1 protein-coding gene is annotated in these 415 nt (G+C 42.7%); it reads left to right on the top strand.

What is annotated here, in order from left to right:
- Positions 1–237 (top strand): hypothetical protein (locus I6F37_RS42025; RefSeq protein ID WP_225154677.1); only part of this gene is annotated, 237 nt, incomplete at its 5' end.
- Positions 238–415 lie beyond the last annotated feature (178 nt).

Here is a 415-nt window from a genome sequence, read left to right on the forward strand (position 1 = left end):
GTGATATATCCTTCCCTAATGTCACAACCTTCGATACAGCGCCGCTTTTGGCAAGCCGCTGTTAGCGGCAGTAGGATTCGTTGTCTCCGATATCCCATTCAGGGAATCCAAGGGTTTTTCTATTTTGCTTATCTTCGATTGGCGAAGGAGAAAAACCATTCTATTAAAATCCTTTCCCCCATTTTAAATTTATTGTCTTGGCGCAAAGTTTTTGCATGTATCGCAAAACATAATTGATCCAGGATCCCGAACTTTGCCAAGCCGCGAGGAACGATGCAATCGTTTGAAAGCCAAAAAAGGCTTTCACGATCTATCGCTCGCGGCTTGAGCCAGTAAATTTAAAATCGGGGAAAGGGTAAAATATGGATTAACCACCGCAAATCAAAGATGCAAATTAAATCCTCGGTGAATTCCC

Origin of the sequence: Bradyrhizobium sp. NBAIM08 (genome assembly GCF_020193935.1) — a bacterium.
Taxonomy (GTDB): Bacteria; Pseudomonadota; Alphaproteobacteria; order Rhizobiales; family Xanthobacteraceae; genus Bradyrhizobium; species Bradyrhizobium yuanmingense.